The following is a 16,279-nucleotide window of genomic DNA, read 5'->3' on the forward strand; positions in this document are numbered from 1 at the left end:
GGCAGCTTTGGCGAAGAGGTGGAGGAAGTAGTCGCGGACGAGCTCTTCGTCGTTTTGGATCGGTGGCGAGTTGAGCAACGGATCGCTCAGGTCGGCAGTGAGATCACACCAGTCGGAGTTGTAGGTGCGCAGGAACTCCTCGTTGATGTAGGGCAGGCGGCGCGGGAGTTTCAGGTAGGTGAGGAAGCGCTCGCGGTCATAGACGCCTTTTTTGCGATCGTGATCGAGGCGGAGATACAGGATGCGCGATTTGATGGTTTTGTGCGATGAGACGTCCTGCGCGAAGGCCCACACGCGGTCGAGCCAGGCCTCGCGCTCCGCTTCATCGTATTCGAGGTTCACATCGGCGCTGGGGGCCAGTTTGCGCAGGTAGGTGTAGATGAAGCTGGTGCTCCTGCCGTGGTCGGCCTTCAGTTCATCAAGCTGCGAGATCAAAAGCTGGCGATGAATCGGCAGATCGCCGAATCCGATGCTCGGCTCCGCTTTGAAGTCGGCATTCAGAGCAGCGACGAGATTGGGCACATCGGGGCGTTGCAGCTTTTGCAGCACGGCGCGGCGTTGATCCGGCGTGAGGGGCACCTGATCGCGGATAAGCGCGGCGAGGGCGTCTTGGGAGAGGCTTTGCAGGCCGCGGTCATTGTTGAGTGCGTCTTCAAGAAAGACATCTCGGGCGATGCGGGCCTGATCGAGGCTGGTGGGCAGGTCGGGCTTCTGGTCGCGCACCTCCTGCTGGTGGTCGTGGCGGACACCGAGGCGTTCGATGAGGTATTTGAGCGTCGCCTGCGGATCACGCTCATAGTTGGTGATGGCTTCGCGGTTCAGGATGACGCGGCGTGACCCGTTTTCGTTCGGCACACGCTGACGCCATTGGTTGAGGATATCGTTGAGTTTCGCGGTGTCGCGGATGTTCTGATAATGCAGGGCGTGGAAAAAGTAATACTCCTCAGAACCGGGAACGAGCTCACCGAGGGCTTTTTCCCGGTCGGCGGCGAGAGCGAAGCGCTCGATGAAGCCGATTTCGTTTTCGGCGAGGGCTGCGAGGGGCAGCAGAAGGGCAAGGGCGAGTGTTTTCATGGCCAATGGCAGAGATTGGAAGGATGATGCGGCGAGCATCACGGCAGAGGCGAGCTTTTATTGTAAAGACTCTGTCAATCAGATGTCCGGGCTGGCCCAGCCCGCCAAAAAACCGTTTGAAACCTAGGGGCCGGGAACTACAATCGCGGCCCTCACTTCCCCAGACCCCCATGGCCGACGCAGCAAACAAATACGCCCAAAACGCACCCGGAGCCTACTATGTCGATGATCAGTGCATCGACTGCGACCTGTGCCGCGAAACCGCACCGGCGAACTTCAAGCGTGACGATGACGGCGGTCATTCCTTCCTCTACAAGCAGCCTGAGTCGGATGATGAGCGTGCGCTTTGCGAAGAAGCCCTCACCGGCTGCCCGGTGGAGGCGATCGGCCGCGACGGCGAAGAGTAAACGAGTCCTTTTTAGCGAAGCGTGAGCCAGCGGGGAGCGATCACCCGGTTCAAAATCACGCACTGGTTGGACTGGGCGTCCGGCGGGAAGGAGACGAGCATCGTGTACCCTTTGAAACCGGAGGGACCTGTGGCGGCGAGATCCCGGTCGAGCCAGCGGGCCAGTTCGGTGCGCTGGTCACAGTAGGCATAGACCGAGCTTTCCCCGTTTTCCGAAGTCAGCTTGATGCAGAGGTACTTTTTGGAGTCTGAGAACTCGTAATTGTAATACTCGAACAATCTCACGTAGGCCCGCATGGTCACCGGTTCGGTGGGACGCTTGGCGCGAAAATCCCGGAAGGACATCTCGCCGTAGCCAATGAGGCTTTCCCAATCGATCAGAAACTTCTGGTCCGGACCGCGCAGCATGGCCACTTCGAGCGAGCCGGTCGGGCGGTTGCTGGTGTAGCTGAAGTAGAGAATCTCCGTGTCGTCGATCTGGTAACGTGCCTTGCTCACCAAGCCTCCGGGCTCCGGATCCTGACCTCCCTGGGTCTCATAAAAATCCTTCATCAAAGCGGCGACACGTTCCGAATGGGCCACCAGAGGCACGCGATCTTTCCAATTTTCGGTTTGCCAATAGCGGTCCAGCAGTGCCAGGGCTTGAACCACATCTTCCCCTGATTCATCCAGGGACAGCACTTTGATTCTGGACTCGGCAGGATGGGAGATATTCGGAGGCGGTTCCGTGGAAACGCTGCCTGAAGGAGGGGAGGAGGTGATGGCAGAAGCCGTCGCTGTTTCTGGTGCCGTCACCTTGGGGAGCACGGATGCAGGCGGCACCTCGGTCTTCCCCGCCTGGAGCGAGAGGCCCAGGTTTCCCAACTCCTGGTCGCGTTTCTCATTTTTTTCGGCCAGCTCGATCAGGGTATGTCGTTTGGAGAGGCTTTCAAAGTACCACCTCCACCCCACGAGGAGAGTCAGCACCAGGCAGAGGCACAGGGTGATGCAGACACCCATGAAGGCGCGGTGGGAACCGATGGAACCGGAAGTCATTGGCGGAGAGTCAATTGGCGGGAGGAGTCACTTTGGCCGGGATTTTCTTCAGACTCAAGCACTTGGTTGCCGCAACTCGTGCGCCGCCTACGTTCCCGGCCACCCATGAATTACCCGGAAAAAGCCCGTCGCGTCATCCAGCTCGAAATCGATGAGTTGCAGCGGCTGCATGCGCGCATTGACGAGAGTTTCGCCCGGGGCATCGACCTGCTGCTCACCGGCGTTCGCAGCCGAGGCAAACTGATCGTCTGCGGCGTGGGCAAGAGCGGCAACATCGGCCGCAAGCTCGCCGCCACGCTCAACAGCACCGGGGCCGTGACCGTGCTGCTCGATGTGGGCGACGCCCTGCACGGCGATCTCGGAGTCGTCGGTCCAGGCGATGTCGCCATCATGCTGAGCTACAGCGGGGAGACTTCCGAACTGCTCAATCTGCTGCCGCACGTGAAACGCTTCGGCATCCCGATCATCGCCATCACCGGCGGGCTGCAGTCCACGCTGGCCAAGAACGCCGATGTCGTGCTCGATGTGCACGTTACCCAGGAGGCCTGTCCGCTGAACCTGGCCCCCACCTCCAGTACGACGACGATGCTGGTGCTCTGCGATGCGCTGGCCATGGCCCTGCTCGAAGCACGGGGGTTTCAGTCCGAGGACTTCGCCAAACTGCATCCCGGCGGTTCGCTGGGACGCGCCCTGCTCACACGTGTCAGTGACGTCATGCGCAGCGGTGAGCAGCTCGCGATGATCAAGCCGGAGACGCAGGTGCGCGAGGCCCTCCAGGCCATGACGAAGGCGCGCAGCGGCGCCGCAGTGGTGGTGAATCCAGACGGCACCCTCGCCGGAGTGTTCACCCACGGTGACTTCGTCCGTGCTTTCCAGAAGGACAACGCCATCGCGGACAGGCCGGTGCACGAATTCATGACCCCGAGCCCGATCAGCATTCAGGCCGACAAGCTTGCTGCGGAAGTCCTCGCCACGCTGGAAAAATGCCGCGTCGATGATCTCGTCGTCATTGACGACGCCGGCAGGCCAGTCGGCATGGTCGATACACAGGACCTCACACGGCTGCGGCTTGTTTGAGTTCAAAGTTTCAAGTGACAGGTTTCAAGAGGCAAACCTGACCAGCTTGAAACTTTAACGCTTAAACTTGGAACTTCAGAAGTCCGTCACTTCACGATAATGCCGCACGCGATAGCCGCGCTTGCGCATCAGCTCGATCAATCCGGTGTCGGAAGTCAGGTGCCCCGTGCCCACGAGAACCATCACCTTCTCGCCCTGCTTGAGCATCTGTTCGAGACGGTCCATCCACCTGAGGTTGCGGGCGGTGAGGAAGAGGTCCATCAGGTCGGGATACTTCTCCGCCTCGCGAAAGAGCATCTCCTTGAGTTCGTCCAGATCGCCGTTCTTCCAGGCCTTGATCATCTTCTTGAACTCGGCCTCCACGGAGCTGATCTCGCCCAGCGTCTGCTCCAGAAGCTCACGCTGCTGCTTGTCGCTCAGAGACGCAAACAGCTGGATCTGAAACTCCACGGTTTCGAGCCCCTCGGCAGGCTTCCCGTCCTTTTTGGCGCGGTCTTCGAAATACGAATCTACGCCCTTGTCCGGATTCGCCCCCAGCGCCGCGTATTCCATCGAGGTGATCATGAGCGCCACGAACCAGGGGCGGAACCGGTTCATCGACGACCGCTCCAGCCCGTGCTTCTCGGACCACTTCTGCACGGCCGCCCATGTCTCCGGGCTCACGTTCTTTTCCAGCGAGGCATCCGCTGAATACATGCCGAGCTGCGACATCCGGCTCGTCAGCTCTGGTCCTGACGCCGCGCCGGGAGGGAGCTCAAGCACCAGCTTGTTCGAGTACATGTAGGCCGCCTCGTAGGCCGGGGCCAGGGGGTAGTCCTCATCACGCAGGATGTGAATCGTCCCACAGAGAAAGAGCCGGCCGCCGTTTGGCCCGTCCACGACCCACACGCTGCCGTCTCCGCCGCCATCAGCGACAAACGCCGCCGCATCCGGCTTCTTCGCCGTCTTCTCCTGGGTGCGCTCGCACGCCACTGCGCAGGCGCATAGCGAGAGGACGAGGGCGAGTCGGAGAAACAGCATCGGTCGATTCAAACACGCGGCGGCACCGGTATGCAACCGCCATCTAGTTCTAGGCCAGCACCGGTTTCACCACACTCCCATGCACGTCCGTCAGGCGGAACTGCCGGCCTTGGAACCGGAACGTGAACCGTTCATGGTCGATTCCGAGCAGGTGCATCAGCGTCGCCTGGAAATCGTGAACGTGGACGCCGTCCTTCGCCACGTTGAAGCCGAACTCGTCGCTCTCGCCGTAGGTCATGCCTGGTTTCACACCGCCGCCGGCCATCCAGATCGTGAACACATACGGATGATGATCGCGGCCCCACTGCTTTGTATCCTCGATCTTGCCCTGCAGGAACGGTGTGCGGCCAAATTCACCGCCCCAGATCACCAGCGTGTCTTCCAGCAGGCCGCGTTGCTTCAAGTCCTTCACCAGCGCGGCGCTTGGCGCATCGGTGTCGGTGGCCTGAATCTTGAGCTGCGTATTCAGATTGCGATGCTGGTCCCAGCCCGCGTGCATGAGTTGAACGAAACGCACGCCGCGTTCGGCGAGTCGGCGAGCCATGAGGCAGTTATAGGCGTAGCTGCCCTGCCGCATCACGTCCGGGCCGTACATGTCGAGGATGTGCTTCGGCTCGTTGGAGAAATCCGTCAGTTCCGGCACGCTGGCCTGCATCTTGTAGGCCATCTCGTATTGCGCGATGCGCGTGGCGATCTCCGGATCGCCGTAGTCCTTCAGCTTCATCTCGTTCAGGCCCGCGATGCCGTCGAGGATCGTGCGCTTCACCTCGCGGCTCATGCCGTCTGGATTGCTCAGATACAAAACCGGATCACCGCTGCCGCGGAACTTCACGCCCTGATACTTCGACGGCAGAAAGCCGCTGCCCCAGTAGAAGTCATAAAAGATCTGGCCGCAGCTTGCCTCCTTGTCGCGTGACGTCATAACCACAAAGGCCGGCAGATCGTCGCAGTCGCTGCCTAGACCGTAGCTCAGCCACGAACCGATCGCCGGACGCCCCGCCTGCTCGCTGCCCGTCATGAAGAACGTGATCGCCGGTGCGTGATTCACCTGCGTCGTGTGCATCGACTTGATGAAGCACAGATCGTCTGCGATCCCCGCGATGTGCGGCATGAAATCGCTCACCGTCGCGCCGCTGCGACCATGACGGGCGAACTTCGTGATCTCGCCGAGCACCGGCCGTTCCGTCTGACCGCCGGTCATCGTGCTGAAGCGCTTCCCGCCCACGATGCTGTCCGGAATCTGCGTGCCGTGCATCTTTTTGAGCATCGGCTTCCAGTCGAACAAATCGACATGCGACGGCGCGCCGTTCTGTAGCAGATAGATCACGCGTTTTGCCTTCGCCGCGAAATGCGGCAGCGCCGGAGCCATCGCATCCGGCATCTGAGTCGCGAACCCGTCGCGTGTCAGCAGCGATCCCAGCGCCGCACCACCCAGGCCCATGGCCGCTTTCCCAAACAGGGAACGGCGGGTCAGATGCAGGTGGCTGGCTTCAAGCGGATCCATGGAGCGCTCATCTCTACGAGTGACAAACCCGCGCCTTTCCATCATCATCCGCCGCATCTCATGAAAGCTGTGTACTTCATCTTCCTCACCGCGTTGCCCCTCGCTGCCGCTGATCCCATCGAGTTGAAGCTCTGGCCCGACGGCGCTCCTGGCCAGATGCAGCCGCACTCCAAGGCTACAGACGAATTCCTGCGCACCAAGGCCGGCAAAAGCACGATCACCGACATCACCGATCCCACGATCACGGTGTATCGCCCCGAAAAACCCAACGGCACCAGCGTCATCGTCGCGCCCGGCGGCGCCTACGTCTTCCTCTCCGCCGTTCACGAAGGCACACAGGTCTGCGAATGGCTCAACACGATTGGCGTCACCGGCATCCTGCTCAAATACCGCACGCCAACCCGCGACGAAACCGCTCCGCACGAAAAGCCCGTTCAAGATGCCGCTCGTGCGATCTTGCTCGTCCGTAAGCACTCGGAAGAGTGGGGACTCAATCCGGCTCGAGTGGGCCTGCTCGGCTTCAGCGCCGGTGGCAACTTGCTTGCGCATCTCGCCTGTGATCGTGACTGGCTCAGTGAGCCTGCCAAAGCGACTGACATCAAATTCAGCCTCCCCACGTTCGGCATCATGATCTACGGTGGCGGTTTTGTGGACTTCAAAGAGCCGACGAAGTTCAAGGAGGGCTTCTCCGTGCCTGCCGATGCGCCACCCATGTTCATCGCCTGTGCCCATGACGACGGTCAGAACCCCATCGCCTCCGCAATGCTCTACCTCGAATACAAGAAACGCGGCATCCCTTGCGAACTCCACCTCTTCACCAAAGGCGGTCACGGTTTTGGCATGCGCAAGGCTGGAAACCCCATCAACGATTGGCCGCAGCGCTGCACGGAATGGATGGCCGAGATGGGATGGCTGCCGACCATTGAGCGACTCAATGAGGCGATCGCACAGCGCAAAGCTCAGTTTGATCGCTACGTTGGATCGAAAGCGAAATTGACTGAGCAAGACAAGAATCTGCTGGCTAACCTGAAAAGAGAACAGTTGGAACTCGAAGCCGAGCGCGAACTTCTCCTCCAGGGACAGTCCAAGGATCGAGCTCACTGATGAGATGACATCTCAGCGACGCTTTCGCATAAGCTGTGGAGGATAGTATGCGTTATCCCCAAACTCTCCCGAACCCATCCATGAACTCTCAGAAGCCCTCCCCGAACAACCGCCGCCGTTTCTTCGCCCTAGCCGCCGGGACATGCGGGGCGTGGGTGACCAGTTGTTCCCGCCAAAGCGGTATGCGGAAGTTCTCCCAGTCCTCCAAAGCGCTTGGCGCGAAGGTAACAATGACGGCGGTGCACACGGACGAGCCCACGGCCAATGCAGCCCTCGGCGCGGCCTTTGCGGAACTGGAGCGCATCGAGAGCGTGATGAGCCTTTACCGGTCGGAGAGCCAGATTTCGCGGTTGAATCGCGACGGTTTGCTCGAAAACCCGGACGCCTTGCTCGTCGAGGTGCTCCGTTTTGCGGCCGAGGTGGCGAAAAAGTCCGGTGGTGCCTTCGATGTGACCGTGCAGCCGCTTTGGGCGCTAAAGGGTGCGCAACCGGATGCGGCCACGCTCGCGCTCGTGGACTGGCGGAAGCTCGAGTTGGAAGAGAAGCGCATCAAACTTGCTCCCGGCATGGCGATCACGCTGAATGGCATCGCGCAAGGCTTCGCTGCTGATGCGGCGATGCGTGTGATGCGGGCGCATGGCATTGAGAATGCGCTGATCGACGCGGGCGAGTTCAGCGCGCATGGCAACAACGCGGAAAACGCACCGTGGAGCATCGGCATCCAGCATCCACGGGAACGTGATGCCTTCGCGGCCCTCACGCGGCTCGAAAACCGCTGTCTCGCCACCTCGGGTGATTACGAGACGGCGTTTAGCGACGATTTTAGTCGTCATCACATCCTTGATCCGCGATCTGGCGAATCGCCGGGTGAACTGGCAAGCGTCTCTGTGCTCGCACTGACCGCGATGGCGGCAGACGCGCTCTCCACCGCGCTGTTTGTACTGGGTGCGAAGCGCGGGATGGAGTTCCTGCGCCACTACACGAACACGGATGCGCTGCTCATTCTCAAAGACGGTCGTCGCATGGCCACCGCAGGCTTCACCCTCGCCGCATGACTTATGGTGACGTCACGCATCCTGATTTTCCTCGCTGCGATCGCACTGGCTCACGCGGACACCATTGAGCTGGCCAACGGCAACAAGGTCGAGGGCAAGGTTCTCGAAAACAATGCCGAGGCGAAGCAACTCACCGTCGAGTTCAACCTCGGCGGCACCGTCACAAAGCGCACCGTGCCTTACGCCAGCGTGAAGGCCATCACGGTCAACGGCACACGAACCGTTCTCGCCGAACAAAAGTCGACCACGCTTACTCCGGCGGAAGTGCAGGCGCTCATCGCGAAAGTCGGTCCCACAGACCCTGACTGGTTCAAATCAACCAAGCTCAACTACCCGAAGACGCTCGACCTCTCCTGGGCGCCGCCAGCACAGGGCAACAAGTGGAACAACCAGGTTAACGTCGGCCAGTTCATCTGGGACATCATCAATCCCAACTCCAGCCGCTGGCGTGAGGGAACCAAGTTTGTCGGACACGTACTCGACGTGAACAAGAGTGATCCCACCATTCAGAAGCGGGCGCAAAACGAGATGGCGAACATGTACTTCCGTTTCTTCCAGGACTACGCCCGTGCGGCGTGGTGGTGGCAGCAGGCGGGCACCACCATCGACGACGGCCCCGCATTCCATCTTGCCGAGTGCTACTGGCGGCTCGGCAGCAAGCAGATGGCGCTCGATTTCATGAACCAGACGGAACTCGTCTACCTCGATGCCATCAAGCTTCTCGGAGACATGGGGGAAACCGACCGCGCCGTGAAAATGGCGGAGTATTACGACGACCACGACGCCTGGCTCCTCGGCGGCGATGCGTGCCGTCTGGCGGGACGGTTGACGGAGGCGCAGGCGTTTTACGAAAAGGTCGTCGACACGCCCGGTGACGGGCAGAACCCCAACCGCCTCAAGCGCACTCAAAACCGCGCGCAGGCTAACCTGGATGCCATCAAGCTGTTTGAACTCGCCGATGTGTCAAAAGTGGCCGACGGCACTTACAAGGCCAGCAGTCTCGGCTACGAGGCGCAGGTGGAGGTCAGCGTTACTGTTCGTGGGAAAAAGATCGAGGACGTAAAGGTCACCAAGCATCGGGAGAAGCAGTACTATTCCTCGATCACGGACGTCCCGGCGCAGATCATCGCCAAACAAAGCGTAAAAGGTGTGGATGCGACCAGTCGCGCCACGATTACCGGCGAAGCCATCATCAACGCCACCGCGAAAGCGCTCGCCCAAGGCGCCAAATGAGGATCGACCACTATCTCCCCACGCTCAAGCGGGCGAACAAGGCGGATCGCAATCCGCCGGGGAAGATTCGGCGAGTGTTGGAGCGCATCGGGCCGTCGATGGCTTCAGCGCCGTTGCGACGCGTGATCCAGACGGTGTGCTTTATCACGTTTCTGGTGTCGTTTTTTTACATCTGCTGGCCTTACACCGCCAGACCTGCTTCTACGGCAGAAACTCCGGCCACCGAGGCAGCGCTGGATGCGTTGCTGGCGGGAGAAAAGCCATGGCCATCGCACTACGCGGACGATTTGGTGAAGAAGGAGGTTGTTCCGGCGGATTTGTTCCTGCGTATCGATCCGCTCGTGAGTTTGAGCACGTCGATCGCATCACGGAGCTGGGTTTACTCGCTGGTGAGCGCCGGAATCATCCTGCTCGTGTGCATTTTCATCCCGCGTGGATTTTGCGGTTATTTGTGTCCGCTGGGAACACTGATTGATTTGTTCGACTGGGTGGTCGGCCGACGAGTGAAGCGTTTTCGCGTCGCCAAGGACGGGTGGTGGGTTCACATCAAATACTACATCCTGCTCGGCACGCTGATCGCCGCGGCGTTCGGCGTGCTGATCAGCGGCTTTTTCTCTGCCATTCCCGTGATCACGCGCGGTCTTTTGTTTCTCGGCGAACCGGTGCAGACGGGTTTTCTGCGGGGCTGGCATCTAGTTGTGCCATTTCACATCGGCCATGTGATTTCGTTGCTGCTGTTCGTCGGTGTGCTGGCGCTAGGGCTGCTGCGGCCGCGGTTCTGGTGTAAATACGTCTGCCCGAGCGGCGCGGTGTTTTCCGTCGCGAATCTGTTCCGCGTGAGCGAGCGCAAGGTCGAGGACTCGTGCATCAAATGCCGCAAGTGCGTGGACATCTGCCCCTTCGACGCGATCAAGCCGGACTTCACGACGCGCACCACCGACTGCACGCTTTGCCAGACCTGCGGCGGCGTGTGTCCGACGCTCTCGATCAAGTTCGTCGACCGCTGGGACGTGATGAGTCTGAAAAAGGAAAACGACCCACCCACGCACGAGACGCCGATCGGCCGACGCGGTTTTGTTTCACTCGCCACCGGCAGTGCGCTCGCTGTGACAGGCGGTGTGACCGCGAAAGCTGCGACAAGCCTGTGGGGAGCCGATTTGGACAATCCGCAGGCATTTCGCCCGGTGCGGCCACCGGGCAGCGTGTCGGAGAAGGAATTCTTGCAGATGTGCATCCGTTGTGGCGAGTGCTTCAAGGCCTGCCCGAACAACGTGCTGCATGCCGAGGGATTCGAGCAGGGTTTTGAAGGTCTGTGGACGCCGATGGTGAAGGCTGACTGGGCCGGCTGTGAGTCGAGTTGCAACGCCTGCGGCCAGGTTTGCCCAACGGGAGCGATTCAACCGTTGCCGCTCGAGGTGAAAAAGATGACACGCATGGCTTTGGCGGAGGTGAATTTGCAAACCTGTCTGCCGCATGCTGGCAAAGAGGCGTGCCAGCTTTGCGTCGATGATTGCGCCGCAGCGGGCTACAACGCCATCGAGTTCATTCAGGTCCACACGAAAACCGACGTGAATGGCGATCCTGTCGAAGGCACCGGCTTCGTGGCGCCCGTCGTTCTTGCCGACAAGTGTGTTGGCTGCGGTTTGTGCCAGACGCGTTGTTTCGGCATCAATGTCCTCGAAAAGGGCTTGCTGAAACAATCTGCCATCGTGATTTCTGCTGGTGCGGGCAAAGAAGACCGTGGGGTAATGACGAAATCAGAATGACGAATGGCGAATGAAGCCTGATTGTCGAAACTTGGCGTGTTGCCTCGTAATCGCTTTATGAAATCGCTCCTCGTCTCGCTTCTTGTTCCTGCATCTCTTGTCGCCGCTGATGTGGCTTCACTCACGAAAGCCGAACTGCCGTCGCTTGTCGTGCTCTACAAGGAACTGCATGCGAATCCCGAGCTTTCGCTGCATGAGACCGAAACGGCGGCCCGCGTGGCCAAAGAACTGCGCGAGGCCGGTCTGGAGGTCGTGGAAAAAGTGGGCGGCCACGGCATCGTCGGCGTTTTGAAGAATGGCGAGGGCCCCGTGATCCTCGTGCGCACCGATCTGGATGCTCTGCCCGTGAAGGAGCAGACGGGCGCATCTTACGCGAGCACGAAGATTGTGAAGGATGATCTCGGGCGTGAGGTGAATGTCATGCACGCCTGCGGCCACGACATCCACATGACCAGTTTCATCGGCACAGCGCGTGTTTTGGCGAAACTGAAGGATCAGTGGAAGGGCACGGTCGTCATGATTGGTCAGCCGGCGGAGGAGCGTGTGCTGGGAGCGCGTTTCATGCTGCGTGCCGGGCTGTTTTCCAAGTTTCCGACGCCGCAGAAGGCCATCGCGCTGCATTGCTCGTCTGACATGGCGCATGGTCAGGTGGGCATCGTCGAAGGCTTTGCGCTGGCGAATGTAGACAGCGTCGAAATCGTCGTCAAAGGCGTCGGCGGACACGGGTCGATGCCACACCTGAGCAAGGATCCCATCGTGCTCGCCTCGCAGATAGTGCTGGCGCTGCAAACCATCGTCAGCCGGGAGGTCAAGCCGGGCGATCCAGCCGTGGTGACGGTCGGCAGCATTCATGGCGGGACCAAGAGCAACATCATTCCCGACGAAGTTCGTCTGCAGCTCACGCTGCGCAGCTACAAGACCGAAACGCGCAAACACCTCATTGAATCCATCAAACGCATCGTAAAAGCGCAGGCGGAGTCTGCCAACATGCCTGCCGACAAAATTCCCGAGGTCATCGTCTCCGACGACAGCGCCAACGCGCTCTACAATCAGCCCGACCTGTGCGCAGAGGTGCGGAAACGCATCGGTGCAGCGATCGGTGCGAACAATGTGCTCACACGCGAGCCCGTGATGGGTGCGGAGGATTTCTCTGAGTACGGCCTCACGAAGGAGAAAGTGCCGTTGTGCATGTTCTGGCTCGGCACACAGCCTCCTGAGGTGGTGGCCGAAGCTGCGGCGAAGGGCACCACGCTGCCCTCGCTCCACTCGCCGTTCTTCAAACCGGTGCCGGAACCCACGATCGAGACCGGCGTGAAAGCGATGGCATCGGCTGTGATCGGCCTCATGAAGTGACCGTTTCTGCTGCTACTTCCGGCTCAGCTTGTAAAACAGCCAGCCGCCGATGCCTAGGAAGATCACGTTCGGCAGCCACATGATGAGATGCGGCATGGCCGCCGGCTTGTCATTGAGCGTGTCCGCCAGAATGATGAAAACAATGTACACCGTGGCCGTGATGAGGCTCAACGCGAATCCGGATGAGGTTTCGCGGCGCTGTGCCGTGACGCCCAGTGGTATGCCGACCAGGGCAAAGGTGAAGCAGGCAAGCGAGAAGCTGTATCGCTTGTTGAGCTCGGTGCGCGAGAGCGAACGGGTCACTTCTGTGAGCGGCTCGCCGGTAAATGTGTCTTTCCAGGTGCTTACTTCCGTCTCCAGGGCGCTGGTGGTCTTCATACTCGCATTCACACGCACGGCGTCCTCCTGCATGTCAGAGAGAGGAAGTTTCAGCCAGGATTCCGACGTGGCAAACCCGCCCGGTTTGCTCTGGGGGCCGGATGGGACAGACTCCTCCGTCATGCCCTCCATCTGCAGCACCAGGTCGATCGAACCAGGGGTGGTGTGCAGGGTGGCCTTCCTGGCGTGAACGTAGGTCTGGGCCTCGGCATTTTTGATTGTGATGATGTGCAGGTCGGTCAACACCTTGTCATCCCGTTTGCTGGTGTAGATGCGGTATCCTGGCACGCGCTCCAGCACCTGGCCTTCCTGAAAAAGCGACTCGGGATTCTGCACGGCCACTTCATAAAACAGCCGTTTCATGCGGTTCTTGGCCGCAGGCGCCAGACTCACGTTCACCCACAGGCAGAGGCCGCTGAGGACCAGGGCCAGGACGAAAACGGGGGCGCAGATTCGCGGCATCGACATGCCGGTCATTCGGAGAGAGACCAGTTCGTTGTCAGCCGAGAGCCGGCCAAAGACGAGCAGGATGCCGGTCAGGAAGGCCCAGGGAATGGTGAAGATGAGCGAGAACGGAATGACCAGCATCACAAACTCAAGCACCACCGAGATGGGGAGCTCGGTGTTGCCGAGCAGTTCATCGAGTTTCTTGTACACATTCCCGAGTACCATCACGCCGCTGAGCAGGGCCACGCCGATCAGCGTGGCTGATCCAACCTGGCGGCCGAGGTAGCGGTCAAAAATGCGGGGAAACATGTGATCGCGAGGCTAGCGAGATGTCTCCGTCGGGCAATTTGAGATTGCCATAAGGCTTCACACCACCGCCTTCTTCACCTTGCCGAAATCGGTGCCGAGGAAGCGTCGGGCGAGGTTCTCGGCCTGTTCGGAATGGTCGGTGAGATAGACGTCGAGCGTTGGTTTCGACTTGGTCGTGCGCAGAAGGCGGCTTTCTTCCAACTGCGCCTTCACATGAGCTGCACAGGTGCTGGCGGAGTCCACGAGGCGAACCTTGTGGCCGAGCATGCGTTTCAGCACGGGAATGAGCAGCGGGTAGTGTGTGCAGGCCAGCACCAGCGTGTCGATGCCCTTGTCGAGCAGCGGTTTCAAATAGTCGCGCAGCACGGATTTGAGCGCCGGATGATCGATCCAGCCTTCCTCCACAAAAGGAACCAGCAGCGGCGTCGCCTTCGCCTCGATCATCACGTCGGGACGGCGCATCGCGATCTCATGCTGGTACGCATGGCTGCGAATCGTGCCGGCGGTGCCGATGATGCCCACGCGTTCGCAGCTCGGTTCTGACAGCGTCGCTTCGACGCCAGGTCCAAGCACGCCGATCACCGGCACGCGAAACGTGGCCTGCAAGAGCGGCAGCGCATGCGCCGTGGCCGTGTTGCACGCCACGACGACCGCCTTCACGCCGTGCGAGACGAGGAACTGCGTGTCCTCCATCGAGAAGCGCCGGATCGTGTCCGGCGACTTCGAACCATACGGCACGCGTGCCGTGTCGCCGAGATAGACGATGGACTCATTCGGCAGCAAATCCCGCAGCGCCCGCACGACCGTCAAACCACCCACGCCGGAGTCAAAGACGCCGAGGGGACTGTTGGCGGTGACGGTGGTGCTCATGGATGGGAAGTGGGATGAATGGCGGCATGTTCAGGGACTGCCAAGCAGCTTTTTTACTCCTGAGTGAAACGAAATCGGTTCGATTACGAAAAAGATGGCAGCCACGCCCTCTCATGCACGCTTCATTCTTCATGGCCTTTTTCGCCAGCGCTTCGTTGTTGCATGCTCAGGCTTTTTTCGTGCCACCTGCACCTCCGCCGGAAGCACTGCCCGCGGACAAGGTTTTTCCAAGCGGACGTGTGTTTCCGTTTATCGGCTTTTCGGGAAATGCGAAGTGGCAGAGGGAGAATGGTTACACCGTCCACGGTCCGGTTTATGGTGATGAGGCACGCCAGATGGAGGCGCTGGCGGAGGCAAAGGCCGCCGGTCTGCCGTTTATCTTCAAAGTGGGATTGGAGATGAATTTTCTCGGCAAAAACGGCTCGCAGCCGGTGCAGATGAAGCCGGATGCCGTGCGCGAGGCGATCTCGAAGCAGGCCGCCGCAGCGATGACCGACCCGGCTGTGTGCTGGTGGTATGTGACGCCGGAGGAACTGCGTTACTGGATCCCATCGGAGATGGATTACCTGGAAGCGGCGAAGAAAGCCCTGTCAGCCGACCCACAGCAACGGCCGATGTGGATGTATGAGCCCAATGATCGTGATGCAAACGCGCTCGCTCTCACGGGAAAGCACCAGGACATCGTGGGCAAGGGGTTCTACGCCAACTTAGCTGGATTTAAAGACGACCGTGTGTGGATCCGATGGTCGGCGGAGCAGGAAACTGCAGCGCTGAAAAAGCTGGGACGGAAGAATGGTCTCGCTCTCGTGATGCCGGAACTGATCGTCGATCCCGAGCCTGCTGACGAGCCGCTCATTCCCATATGGGCACGGCACGACGTTTATGCTGGACTGATCAACGGCTGCAAGGGCGTGGTGGTTTATTCGCTCTTCAAACGGCCGGAAGTGGCGAAGACGCATGAGGCGTGGATGACCGCGTACTCGACTGTGGCGAAGGAACTCACCGGGTCGAAAGCCCTTGGTCAGGTTTTCCTGTTTGGCGAACCGAGAAAGTCGCTCGTGCTCACGCAAACAGCCGGACCGCCCGCTGTGGAGCTTCTGCTCGGCAAGGCACGCGGCCTAGAGGCCGCTGACATCTCCGCCAAGGACCGCCGCAAGCTGACGGAAAAGTTTCCCGCCTTCTCCAGTGCTGAACTGGCCTACGGCACCTCACGTTACCTCTTTCTCACGAACGACACCGCCAGCACGCTCGTCATCGAGGTGAAGGGCTTTCCCAAGGGCTGTGAGATCACGTCTGTTTTTGATGAGAGCAGTCAGGACAGCAGCACCGGCATCCTGATGCTGAAGCTGGACAAATGGGGTGCCGCCGGACTGCGCTTCAGCGCGCCCGGGACCATTCCAGCCCAGCGTTGGAAAAGCACTGATGGGCGGGAGATCGAGGCGCAATTTGTCCGTCTGGATGGCGAGGATGTGCTGCTGACTCGTGCCGGGAAGCCGTTCAAGGTGCCTCTGGCCAAACTGGCTGCGGAGAGCCAGGAACTCGCCCGCCGGCTCGGAAACCCTAGATAAAACGCATCGCGTGTATTCTGAAACATCAAGCACCTCTTACGCAGATTTCCATCGCCAGCGGGGCGGAGACCGCGCTAGTA

The 16,279-nt window shown here is 60.1% G+C and carries 14 protein-coding genes; 8 read left to right on the plus strand and 6 right to left on the minus strand.

Annotated elements, in window-relative coordinates; all coding sequences use genetic code 11:
* Positions 1-1,074: hypothetical protein (locus tag KDL09_RS17960; RefSeq protein WP_294388216.1), on the minus strand; the 1,074-nt coding region annotated here is incomplete at its 3' end.
* A 170-nt stretch (positions 1,075-1,244) separates the two neighbouring features.
* On the opposite strand from KDL09_RS17960, the gene KDL09_RS17965 reads away from it, so the two are divergent.
* Positions 1,245-1,481, plus strand: coding sequence for a ferredoxin (locus KDL09_RS17965; RefSeq protein ID WP_294388218.1), 237 nt, complete (start codon positions 1,245-1,247; stop codon positions 1,479-1,481).
* A gap of 11 nt (positions 1,482-1,492) precedes the next feature.
* On the opposite strand, the gene KDL09_RS17970 is transcribed toward KDL09_RS17965, so the two are convergent.
* Positions 1,493-2,515: a hypothetical protein gene (locus tag KDL09_RS17970; RefSeq protein ID WP_294388221.1), complete on the minus strand. Its 1,023-nt coding sequence runs from the start codon at positions 2,513-2,515 to the stop codon at positions 1,493-1,495.
* Positions 2,516-2,620: 105 nt separating this feature from the next.
* On the opposite strand from KDL09_RS17970, the gene KDL09_RS17975 reads away from it, so the two are divergent.
* A complete protein-coding gene (locus KDL09_RS17975) occupies positions 2,621-3,592 on the plus strand; it encodes a KpsF/GutQ family sugar-phosphate isomerase (RefSeq protein WP_294388224.1) in 972 nt (323 codons plus the stop codon).
* A 75-nt stretch (positions 3,593-3,667) separates the two neighbouring features.
* Here KDL09_RS17975 and KDL09_RS17980 read toward each other — a convergent pair whose 3' ends face one another.
* Both KDL09_RS17980 and KDL09_RS17985 read right to left on the minus strand, forming a co-directional pair.
* A complete protein-coding gene (locus KDL09_RS17980) occupies positions 3,668-4,612 on the minus strand; it encodes a TraB/GumN family protein (RefSeq protein WP_294388227.1) in 945 nt (314 codons plus the stop codon).
* A 49-nt stretch (positions 4,613-4,661) separates the two neighbouring features.
* On the minus strand, positions 4,662-6,116 hold the full coding sequence (locus tag KDL09_RS17985) for a DUF1501 domain-containing protein (RefSeq protein ID WP_294388229.1): 1,455 nt from the start codon (positions 6,114-6,116) through the stop codon (positions 4,662-4,664).
* A gap of 60 nt (positions 6,117-6,176) precedes the next feature.
* Here KDL09_RS17985 and KDL09_RS17990 point away from each other — a divergent pair, with 60 nt between their 5' ends.
* The 5 genes from KDL09_RS17990 (at position 6,177) to KDL09_RS18010 (ending at position 12,627) form a co-directional block, all read left to right on the plus strand.
* Positions 6,177-7,220 (plus strand): alpha/beta hydrolase, encoded by a 1,044-nt coding sequence (locus KDL09_RS17990; protein WP_294388231.1) that lies wholly within the window; start codon positions 6,177-6,179, stop codon positions 7,218-7,220.
* Positions 7,221-7,300: 80 nt separating this feature from the next.
* A complete protein-coding gene (locus KDL09_RS17995) occupies positions 7,301-8,275 on the plus strand; it encodes an FAD:protein FMN transferase (RefSeq protein WP_294388234.1) in 975 nt (324 codons plus the stop codon).
* Between the two features lie 3 nt (positions 8,276-8,278).
* Positions 8,279-9,508 carry an FMN-binding protein gene (locus KDL09_RS18000; RefSeq protein ID WP_294388236.1) on the plus strand — a complete coding sequence of 410 codons (1,230 nt, stop codon included), beginning with the start codon at positions 8,279-8,281 and terminating at the stop codon, positions 9,506-9,508.
* Positions 9,505-11,274 (plus strand): 4Fe-4S binding protein, encoded by a 1,770-nt coding sequence (locus KDL09_RS18005; RefSeq protein ID WP_294388239.1) that lies wholly within the window; start codon positions 9,505-9,507, stop codon positions 11,272-11,274. Before KDL09_RS18000 ends, KDL09_RS18005 begins: the two co-directional genes overlap by 4 nt.
* 57 nt (positions 11,275-11,331) lie before the next feature.
* The gene (locus KDL09_RS18010; RefSeq protein ID WP_294388242.1) at positions 11,332-12,627 is read left to right on the plus strand and encodes an amidohydrolase; all 1,296 of its coding nucleotides are present in this window, start codon (positions 11,332-11,334) and stop codon (positions 12,625-12,627) included.
* A 12-nt stretch (positions 12,628-12,639) separates the two neighbouring features.
* On the opposite strand, the gene KDL09_RS18015 is transcribed toward KDL09_RS18010, so the two are convergent.
* Together KDL09_RS18015 and murI are read right to left on the minus strand one after the other, a co-directional pair.
* Entirely contained in the window at positions 12,640-13,761 is a 1,122-nt protein-coding gene (locus tag KDL09_RS18015; protein WP_294388243.1) for an LptF/LptG family permease, read from the minus strand.
* 57 nt (positions 13,762-13,818) lie between these two features.
* The gene (gene murI, locus KDL09_RS18020) at positions 13,819-14,631 is read right to left on the minus strand and encodes a glutamate racemase (RefSeq protein WP_294388246.1); all 813 of its coding nucleotides are present in this window, start codon (positions 14,629-14,631) and stop codon (positions 13,819-13,821) included.
* 113 nt (positions 14,632-14,744) lie between these two features.
* On the opposite strand from murI, the gene KDL09_RS18025 reads away from it, so the two are divergent.
* Entirely contained in the window at positions 14,745-16,199 is a 1,455-nt protein-coding gene (locus tag KDL09_RS18025) for a hypothetical protein (protein WP_294388250.1), read from the plus strand.
* Positions 16,200-16,279 lie beyond the last annotated feature (80 nt).

Source organism: Prosthecobacter sp. (assembly GCF_020439865.1).
Taxonomy (GTDB): Bacteria; Verrucomicrobiota; Verrucomicrobiia; order Verrucomicrobiales; family Verrucomicrobiaceae; genus Prosthecobacter.